This is a genomic window from Helicobacter sp. UBA3407 (assembly GCF_949747025.1).
Classification (GTDB): Bacteria; Campylobacterota; Campylobacteria; order Campylobacterales; family Helicobacteraceae; genus Helicobacter_D; species Helicobacter_D ganmani.
Map to the genome: position 1 here is coordinate 1 of NZ_CATKCB010000072.1, position 9,006 is coordinate 9,006.

Annotated in this window: 8 protein-coding genes and 2 pseudogenes; 3 read left to right on the forward strand and 7 right to left on the reverse strand. The window is 38.5% G+C overall.

Annotated features, from left to right (window positions below):
- From Q1553_RS01530 to Q1553_RS01550, 5 genes and pseudogenes are all read right to left on the reverse strand, one after another.
- A pseudogene (locus tag Q1553_RS01530) lies at window positions 1-261 on the reverse strand (glycosyltransferase family 4 protein); the annotation flags it as partial.
- A 19-nt stretch (window positions 262-280) separates the two neighbouring features.
- The gene (gene pglF, locus Q1553_RS01535; RefSeq protein WP_298497101.1) at window positions 281-2,104 is read right to left on the reverse strand and encodes a UDP-N-acetylglucosamine 4,6-dehydratase (configuration-retaining); all 1,824 of its coding nucleotides are present in this window, start codon (window positions 2,102-2,104) and stop codon (window positions 281-283) included.
- Window positions 2,104-3,231: a UDP-N-acetylbacillosamine transaminase gene (pglE, locus tag Q1553_RS01540; protein ID WP_297579701.1), complete on the reverse strand. Its 1,128-nt coding sequence runs from the start codon at window positions 3,229-3,231 to the stop codon at window positions 2,104-2,106. Before pglE ends, pglF begins: the two co-directional genes overlap by 1 nt.
- 9 nt (window positions 3,232-3,240) lie before the next feature.
- The gene (locus Q1553_RS01545; protein WP_300691679.1) at window positions 3,241-3,861 is read right to left on the reverse strand and encodes an acetyltransferase; all 621 of its coding nucleotides are present in this window, start codon (window positions 3,859-3,861) and stop codon (window positions 3,241-3,243) included.
- A gap of 108 nt (window positions 3,862-3,969) precedes the next feature.
- Window positions 3,970-4,575, reverse strand: coding sequence for a Crp/Fnr family transcriptional regulator (locus tag Q1553_RS01550; RefSeq protein WP_297579704.1), 606 nt, complete (start codon window positions 4,573-4,575; stop codon window positions 3,970-3,972).
- Between the two features lie 593 nt (window positions 4,576-5,168).
- On the opposite strand from Q1553_RS01550, the gene Q1553_RS01555 reads away from it, so the two are divergent.
- The 3 genes from Q1553_RS01555 to cmoB all read left to right on the forward strand — a co-directional run bounded on the left by Q1553_RS01555 (window position 5,169) and on the right by cmoB (window position 6,833).
- The gene (locus Q1553_RS01555; protein ID WP_300669440.1) at window positions 5,169-5,555 is read left to right on the forward strand and encodes a group III truncated hemoglobin; all 387 of its coding nucleotides are present in this window, start codon (window positions 5,169-5,171) and stop codon (window positions 5,553-5,555) included.
- A gap of 114 nt (window positions 5,556-5,669) precedes the next feature.
- The gene (locus Q1553_RS01560; protein WP_245944259.1) at window positions 5,670-5,891 is read left to right on the forward strand and encodes a hypothetical protein; all 222 of its coding nucleotides are present in this window, start codon (window positions 5,670-5,672) and stop codon (window positions 5,889-5,891) included.
- Between the two features lie 12 nt (window positions 5,892-5,903).
- Window positions 5,904-6,833 carry a tRNA 5-methoxyuridine(34)/uridine 5-oxyacetic acid(34) synthase CmoB gene (gene cmoB, locus Q1553_RS01565; protein ID WP_115551865.1) on the forward strand — a complete coding sequence of 310 codons (930 nt, stop codon included), beginning with the start codon at window positions 5,904-5,906 and terminating at the stop codon, window positions 6,831-6,833.
- A gap of 246 nt (window positions 6,834-7,079) precedes the next feature.
- Here the strand turns inward: cmoB and Q1553_RS01570 are convergent, their stop codons facing one another.
- Both Q1553_RS01570 and Q1553_RS01575 read right to left on the reverse strand, forming a co-directional pair.
- The gene (locus Q1553_RS01570) at window positions 7,080-7,703 is read right to left on the reverse strand and encodes a sugar transferase (protein ID WP_297579710.1); all 624 of its coding nucleotides are present in this window, start codon (window positions 7,701-7,703) and stop codon (window positions 7,080-7,082) included.
- Between the two features lie 66 nt (window positions 7,704-7,769).
- A pseudogene (locus Q1553_RS01575) lies at window positions 7,770-8,891 on the reverse strand (glycosyltransferase family 4 protein); the annotation flags it as partial.
- Window positions 8,892-9,006 lie beyond the last annotated feature (115 nt).

A 9,006-nucleotide genomic window follows, 5' to 3' on the forward strand; every position in this document is an offset into this window, starting at 1 on the left:
CACCTTTTCGCTCTTAAATGCTCTCCAAAGCTTAAAAATGCGCAAGGTATTGCCAAGTACTCCACGATTTTTGGTTGCAAGGATTCGGATTTCCACATTAGAATTTAGTGGATAGAATCTTTCTTTCTCATTCCATACAAAAAGCACGATTCTATATTGACTTGCAAGTTCGTTTGCGACGAAGCTTGCTACGCGTTCTGCTCCACCCATTCTAAGAGAGGAGATAACGATTGCTAGGGTTTTTTGTTTGGTAGGATTCATAAATTTTCTTTAAGAGTTGTTATGCGTTATGGTGAAATTCTACTACGATTTCTTTAAGTTTTGCAAGATGTTCTTTGGAATCCTTGCACTGCATAAGTTCTGTAATATCTGCGTTAAGTTTGTGAATATCGTATTTTGTTGGACGCGCCACTTGTATGGAGGGATATTTTGTTTTTCCCTCACTCTCATCAAGCAACAATTCTTCATATAGCTTCTCACCGGGACGCAATCCGCTAAATTCAATCGTAATTTCGTTTTCTTTGCCATAAAGTCGTAACATATTTTTCGCCAAATCTACAATTTTAACCGGTTCTCCCATATCTAAAATAAAAATTTCCCCCCCTTGCGCAATTGCTCCGGCTTGCAACACGAGCCGACAAGCTTCGGGAATCAGCATAAAATAGCGTGTGATTTCTGGGTGTGTAACGGTAATAGGACCACCCGATTCTATTTGCGCCTTGAATTTTGGCACGACAGAGCCACTACTACCTAACACATTTCCGAATCGAACGGCGACAATTTCACTACTCTTGGATTCTACATTTTGCGCATAGAGTTCTACTATGCGTTTGGTTGCGCCCATTACATTGGTCGGACGCACCGCTTTGTCCGTAGAGATGACAACGACTTTTGGCACCCCTGCTTCAATCGCACTATCTAGCACATTTTTGCTTCCGATGATATTGTTTTCAATCGCACTTTTTTGATTGTATTCACAAAGCGGCACATGTTTGTAAGCCGCAGCATGCACGATAATGTCGGGCTTTTCCTCGTTGATGAGCGCACCAAAGCGGTCTTTTTCTAAAATGCTTAGTAAGCAAGGACGAAGCAAGGCTTTAAAGTCTTTGTTTTGTTGGGAACAGAGTTCCTCTAAAATCGCATATAAGTTAAACTCACTATGCTCTACCAAAACGATTCTTTGCGCGCCAAATTCTACACATTGTCGCACGATTTCGCTTCCGATACTTCCTCCAGCCCCTGTGATAAGCACTCTTTTGTCTTTTAGAAACGCGCCGATGACTTCCTTATCTAAATCCTTGCTTGGACGCGAAAGCAAATCTTCAATAGAGATATTTTTAAGAGGTTCAGAGGGGGTTTTTTGTGTATCGTCTTTGAGCAAATTTGCAATTTTAATTTCATCAATTCCTAATTGTGTCAGCTCGTTAAAGATTCCCTCTAAAGGAGGTTTGGAAAAAGAACGCGTGAGGATTGCGGATTTGATTTTATGCTTTTGTATGAGTTCTTTCAAAGCCGATTTGGGATAAATTTTGAGATTGGAGATGTAATTCCCAAATGTTTTTTCATCTTCTTCAATAATTGCAAGAGGATAAAATGGAATCTCGCTATTAAGGGCGGCTTTAATCAATGTCGCACTTTGTGTATTTGCTCCAAAAATCACAGCGGGTTTGGGGGAGTTTTTGGGTGAATTTTCCAAGTAAATGCGCTTAGAGATTCTGATTGCTCCAATAAAAATACTAGAAATTACAAAGTCAATACCTATTACACTTAAGGGAAAGTTTCCAAACGCCCCTCCAAAAAACGCAATGGCACAAAAGATTCCATAAGCCAAGATGTGTGCATAAAAGATTTTTAAGGCTTCTAATAGCCCAAAGAATCGCCACGGCACAAGATAGATTTTGAATAAAGCCAAAAGCAGAATCTTTAAGGAAATTAAGACACAAAAAACCGATACAACTGCGAAATTAAATTCCAAAGGCACTTGAAAGCTAAAGCGCAAATCATAAGAAAGTACGAGCGTGAAATAAGAAACAAGCAAGTCTATAAAGACAAAAAATATAATGCGTTTGGCATTGCTTGGGCGGAATAAAACGGATTGTAGCACTAGCGATTCTTTAGGAATTTTTGAATAAGGCTTGCAATCTCATCAATGTCGCATTTTTCTAATGCTCCACCGCTTGGTAGGCAGATTCCGCTTTCAAAAAGTTTTTGGCTTGTGCCATCTACAAAAGAGATAGAATCCCTAAAAAGTGGTTGTAGGTGCATAGGTTTCCACAAAGGGCGAGATTCTATGCCTGCTTTGGCAAGCAATTCCACGAGCGCAAGAGGATTGACTTTGGGACTTAAAAAGCGTAAAGTTGTTAGCCAGCGATTCCCTCTTGAGTTTGGAATCTCGGGCATAAATTCTAATGTTTGGGATTCTACTTCCTTGTGCAATGTTTCTTGATACCATTCAAAAATTTTGCGTCTTTTGGAGACTTTGACTTCAATTTGTTCTAACTGCCCCACACCAATGGCTGCGCAAATATTGCTTAAGCGATAATTATAGCCATAATCCAAATGCTCATAAAAGGGTAGATTTTCGCGTGCTTGAGTAGAATAGTAGCGTGCTTTCTCTGTCTTTTCTTGATTTTTGCCAAGCAACATTCCTCCGCCGCTTGTCGTGATGATTTTGTTTCCATTAAAGGATAAAATGCCAAATTCGCCGAAAGTTCCGCTGTGTTTTTTATCATAAAATGCCCCGAGTGATTCTGCGGCGTCCTCAATGAGCAAGATTCCATACTGCGCACAAATCTCCGCAATCTCCGCAATTTTTGCGCATTGTCCATACAGATGTGTAACAATTAGGGCTTTGGGTTTTTTGGGCAGAGATTCTAGGGCTCGTATTAGCAGTTTTGGGCTTAGATTCCAAGATTCTAAGTCGCTATCAATAAAGATTGGAATTGCGCCTTGATAAAGAATCGCATCAATAGAGCCAATAAAGGTAAAACTGCTTGCAAGCACAAAATCGCCTTGTCCGATTCCGCTGACGCGCAATGCTAAATGCAATGCTGATGTGCCAGAATTGAGTGCTAAGGCATTGGGAGAGGCGGTGTAAGATTTAACATTTTCTTCCAGAGTATTGACAAATGCGCCAAGCGGGGCGATATAATTGCTTTCAAAAGCTTCTTGGACATATTGTTGTTCGTTGCCACTCATTTGTGGGGGAGATAAAAAAAATCTAAATCCCATAATTTCTCCTTATCTTAATTCTTTTTTCGCCGGATTGCCAACGACTTTTTTATGCGGTGGTATGTCGCTAATCACTACGCTTCCTGCACCAATGAGGCAGTGTTGCCCAATACTTTTCCCTTCAATAATCACGCTTCCTGCACCAATATGTGTGCAATCCCCAACTTGCACATTTCCACAAAGTGTCGCACTAGGTGCAATATGGGAGAAATCCCCGATTCTGCAATCGTGTTCTATAATGCTCCCACTATTGATTATCGCACCCATTCCGATTGAAGCGCGTGCGTTGATAACAGTGTTTGGCATTACCACACTCCCGCTAGCAATTTTGGCGGATTTTGAGATTATAGCACGACGATGTGCAACAAAAGGCAAACAGAATCCTTGTTTGACAAAAAAGTGATAAAGATTCTGCCGCATCAAATTATCACCAATCGCTAGGAGAATACCAAAATCTTTAGCATTTGTTAGGTTGAGAAATTCTGCTCTTGAAATGGCAGTGATTCCATTAAGAATCTTGTTTTTTGGATTGTCGTCAATGAGAATTTCAAAAGATAAATTTTGGGATTCTAAAATCTCTGCGATGACTGCTCCGTGCCCACCAGCACCAAATATTGCTAGTTTTTTCATTCTTGCCTTTCAGTCTATTTGGATTTTAGAATTTTACCGAAATTTTGAAAAGTTTAGCAACGCATAGGGTTGGGCTAGAATTTGGATAAAGCGATAAAAGCCCAAAATTTAGGCTTTTAAAATAATTTTCCCCTTTTGTGTGTTTAAAACTCCTTGTGATTTGAGTTCTCTTAATACGCGCGAAAGAGATTCGGCACTCGTGTTCAGCTTTTGGGCGATTTGTCGCTGTGTTAAATGTGCTAACTCTGTTTCATTTGCGTGCAAAAAATTCATTAGTCGCTCTTTTAATCCTAAGGAATTTTGAGCAATATGCGATTCTAGCATTTTGATTTTATTGCAAAGTGAAGCAACTAATTCACGACAGAAAGTTGGATTTCCCATACATTGTTTTTGAAAAGTTGCAAGACTAATTTCTAAAATCTCGCATTCCTCATCGCAAGCTGCACTAGCTGGAAAGGGTTGGTTTAAGAAGCTTGGCATTTCAGCAATGAAATTTGGCGCACAAATTTGGTGTAAAATTTGTTCTTTGGCTATTTTTTTTGCGTTTCTACTTCTAGTTTTTGGGCTTTGTTCTATGGTTTTATAGACTCTGACTTTGCCACTTAGTAGCACAAAAAGTTGTTTTGGAGTCTCGCCCTCAAAGAACAAAATTTCTTCTTTATGATAAAAACGTTTATAACCCAAAGAAAATAATATTTTGAAACAATCTTGCATTAAAGCCTCCCTTATTAAAATGTAAAACTAGAAAGCTAGTTTGGAAAACGAACATATTTTAACAAAAAATTAACTATTATCAAATTTTTTGCCATAAAACTTGGTTAGTATTATGCAAATAAAATATTTTTTAAGAAATCAGTGACGGATAATTTATATACAATGTTTTTAACCATTCATTTATTGTGCGCCATTATCTTTTTGGGCTATATCTTTTGTGGTGAGGTGTTGCTTAGTCCGATTCGCAAGATTTTTTGGGAGGGAAGAATTTGCAGACAAAATAGTTAGCATTATTGGCAGAAGAAGCTAAGGAAACTCCCCTCATTTTTATGTTACTTATTGTAACATAACTAGCAATTAAGTCAATATTTGGAAGCAAAATGGGCTATTTTGCCATAACTTTGCAGTAATTTTTAATCATTAAAAGCTTTTTAGCGTTTGGAATCGCATTGATGATTGTTATTGTTTTGGTGTTTTATTGTGGGCTTAAAAACTAAGTCCTTTACGCAAGGTAATTCACTCCATTGCTTTGACTTTGGGAGTGTTGATTGTCGTTTTAGCAAAACTTGCATTTTATGTTTAAAGGAGTAAAAATGGAAAAATATGATGAAATTTGTGTGGAAAGCATTGATTTGCTAATGGATATTTTTTATGCAAAGATTCGTGCGGATAAAAGCGGCGTGGGAGAGATTTTTAATAACAAAATTGGCACAGAGGATATATTGTGGGAAAAGCATAAACGCAAGATTGCAAATTTTTGGTATGGAATGTTGCTAAATATCGGGGATTATAGTGGTGCGCCATTGAAAGCGCATTTGGATTTACCCCCTTTTCCAAGAGAATTTTTTACTATTTGGTTGGAATTGTTTGAGGAGAGCTTAAAGCAGATTTTTTGCGATGAGGTGGCGACGCAGATTCTACAAAGAGCGCAAATGATTGCCGCAAGATTCCAATTTATGCTTTATGAAAGCAGGCATTAACATAAGTTATTTATTCCTAAAAACTTTTTGGAATCGCATTTAATCGTGTAAGCTAGACTTTTAAAATTAAGAGTATAATTGCACTTTTTAGGTAATTTTAGTATTAGGAATATTATGCAAAATTTGAGTGTTTTGAAATTTGGTATTTTGGCATTGGGAGTGATTCTTCTTGGTGGGTGTTATCAAAACGCTTGTGGAATTTCTTCTTCTTATTGGGACGAAAAAAGCTATTATTATGACGCGCAAGGAAATTATCGCGAGAAATGTCCAGACAATCTAATTTACAAAGAAAAAGCTTTGCAACAACAAGAACAAGACGCGTTAGAGTCGTTTTAAGCAGAATCTTAAATGACGCAAGAAAGGGATTTGGAATATCTAAGGGCAGAGCGCAAACGCGCTTTGGCATTTAAAAATATTTTGCCACTTGTTGCACAACTTGAGCGTTTAAAGGTGATTCCAAAATCTGAACTTCAAGGAGCAAAAGTTTTCTATGGTGATTTTGTGCGGCTTGAGATTCCACATTTAAGCGAGGAATCTTTTACGCTTGTATGTGAGGTGGCAAGAGAGTTGATTCCGTGGCGCAAAGGTCCTTTTATCCTCAATACTTTAGAAATTCAAAGCGAATGGAATAGTGCAATTAAATACAACCTGCTTGCACCACATTTGCATTTAAGCGATAAGGTAGTAGGCGACATAGGGTGCAACAATGGTTATTATATGTTTAGGGCAGTGGAGCTTAATCCTGCTCGGATTGTGGGGTTTGACCCTGTGCCATTGTGCTTTGTGCAATTTCAATTTTTGCAATTTTTCGCACAAGAAAGCCGCTTGCAGTATGAGTTGCTTGGCATTGAGGAATTGTCCTTTTTTGCAAGACAATTTGATGTGCTGTTGTGTTTAGGGGTTTTGTATCATCGCAAAAGCCCCTTAGATGCGATTAAGCTTGTTTATAATGCCTTAAAAAGTGGAGGTGAGGCTATTTTTGATAGCCTGATAATTGATGGAGAGCAAGAAATCGCACTTTGCCCTATGGGACGCTATGCCAAAATGCCAAATGTTTATTTTATCCCTACGCTTCGCACTTTTGAGGGGTGGCTAATGAAATGTGGATTCAAAGAAATTGTAGTGATTGCGACACTAAAAACTGCCTTTGATGAGCAGCACAAGACGCAATGGAGTAGTGGAGAATCTTTGGAGGATTTTTTAGAGTCAAGCGGGGAACTCACGATTGAGGGCTATCCCGCACCCAAGCGTGCGTATTTAAAGGCTAAGAAGCTTTAAGAATGTTTTTGGATTCTGTTTGTGGAATTAGACTTTATTTTTCTTTGTTCTCTAATATTTCTAGCGCAGATTGAAAAAATGATAGTTATCTCCATTTGTTAGAATAATGGCTCTAATGACATATTTACTTCATTGATAACCCGCCTATTCGCTTGCAAAGAGTGAGATTCCAAAGATTAAGAGGAATCCCAAGATTAGCTTTTTATTTTTTATTTCTTTTTTAGATTGTTTCATCTCTCATTTCATTTATTCTTCACAAGAATGCGTTTTGTTGCCTTGAAATTTCTCCATTGTTACGCTTGTGTTAGAGCTAATGTCCTTGCGTTTTATCACCTTATAAAAAGTCCCCCATAAAATCTTGCAATCTAACCAAAAACTAAGATGATTCACATACCATACATCTAACGCGAACTTTTCTTCCCAAGAAATTGCATTGCGCCCATTGATTTGCGCCCAGCCTGTAATTCCCGGCTTGACTTCGTGGCGACGTGCTTGTTCTTTGGAATACAAAGGCAAATATTCCACAAGAAGCGGACGCGGACCTACGAAGCTCATTTCGCCCTTTAGCACATTAAAGAGTTGGGGGAGTTCATCTAAGCTACTTTTGCGAATCCATTTACCCAATTGCGTAAGCCTTACTTCATCGGGGAGCAATTCGCCTTTTTCATTGCGTGCGTTATTCATCGTGCGAAACTTGTAAATCTTAAAAATTTTGCCCTCTTTGCCCGGACGCTCTTGCGTAAAAAATATAGGTGAGCCAAGTTTCGTGCGGATAAGTAAAGAGACGATAAGCAAAATGGGAGAAAACAGCACAAGTAGAATTGCGCCAAGAGAAACATCTAAAACGGGCTTGATGAAGTTTGGATAGATTCTGTGAGAGGAAGAATTTTTTTGTTTGGAGGACAAAACCAAATCATACAGAGACAAGTAACTTTGCACAATGGAATCTGTGCTGAATTCGGCACAAATTTTTTCTCTGCTTGCTCGCCCAAAACGCATTTGTAGGTCTTTATCCTTGCTTAGTTGAGTGATTTTTTGCGCGAGCTCCCCCGCATTGCCAATTTCTACCAAGAAGCCATTTTTACCATTTTCAACGACTTCGCGACAACCTACTGCATTGGTTGTTATCATCGGTTTTGCCATACTTCCAGCTTCTAAAAGCGTGCGCGGAATCCCCTCGCGATAGCTTGGCAAAACAAACAAATCACAAACTCCTATAAGAGAGCGAATGTCGTTGCGTTGTCCGAGATAAATAACGGCAGCAGAGCTTTTCAAAAACTCCTCACTCATTGAGGAAATATTACCCAAATCTACTCCGCCAACATATAAAAAAATGCAATGCGGATTTTTGCTTTTAAGAATCTCTGCTGCTTTGTAGTATTCCCGCACTCCCTTGTGCGCAATGGCGCGCGCTACCATTAGCACCAAGATAGAATCCTTAAGAGTTGGCAGATTCAATTCTTGGCTTAGTTTTTGACGCATTGTGTGGTAGGATTCTTGATTTATTGGTGCAAAGGTTTGCGTGTCAATGCCAGAACCTTTAATCAATATTGCTTTTTCGCGTGATAGGATTCGTTTTTGCACATATAATTCTAAATCCTCATTGTTTTGGAATAACACTTTTTGAGCAATTTTAAAAGCGACGCGGTTTAGGGATTCTATGACGAATCGTAAAATGCGGGATTTTAGGCTCTCATCAATATAAAAACTCCCCAAACCTGTAAGGCTGTTAATCACGCAATCCAGCCCTGCAATTTTTGCGGCAAAAGAGCCATAAATATTGGGCTTAAGCATAAAGGTATGCACAATATCGGGCTTGATTTCTTGTAGGATTTTTGTAATTTCTTGAATCGTTTTTAAGGCACTTAAGGGATTGAGACTGCTCCGATGAATAGAATAAGCAATCGCTCGTATGCCAAGAGGGGCAAATTTATCGAAGTCTGCTCCTTTTGGGATTAGCGCGATAACTTCGTGTCCCTTGTCTTTGAGTGCTAGCATAATAGGCAAGCGAAACAAATAAAGATTGGAATCTGTGTGTGAGAGAAATAAAATTTTCATTCGTAACCTTACAAATTGTAAAAATTTATAAGAATTATAACATTAATCAAACAAAGCAAACTTGTTTCTTTGTGTAACAACCTTTAAACAAACTAAAAAGTTAAAAAATATTTTA

Bases quoted from the DNA above. Each gene is read 5' to 3' on its own strand.
- pglE (WP_297579701.1), bottom strand. From the start codon at position 3,231: ATGGGATTTAGATTTTTTTTATCTCCCCCACAAATGAGTGGCAACGAA.
- Q1553_RS01545 (WP_300691679.1), bottom strand. From the start codon at position 3,861: ATGAAAAAACTAGCAATATTTGGTGCTGGTGGGCACGGAGCAGTCATC.
- Q1553_RS01550 (WP_297579704.1), bottom strand. From the start codon at position 4,575: ATGCAAGATTGTTTCAAAATATTATTTTCTTTGGGTTATAAACGTTTT.
- Q1553_RS01555 (WP_300669440.1), top strand. From the start codon at position 5,169: ATGGAAAAATATGATGAAATTTGTGTGGAAAGCATTGATTTGCTAATG.
- Q1553_RS01560 (WP_245944259.1), top strand. From the start codon at position 5,670: ATGCAAAATTTGAGTGTTTTGAAATTTGGTATTTTGGCATTGGGAGTG.
- cmoB (WP_115551865.1), top strand. From the start codon at position 5,904: ATGACGCAAGAAAGGGATTTGGAATATCTAAGGGCAGAGCGCAAACGC.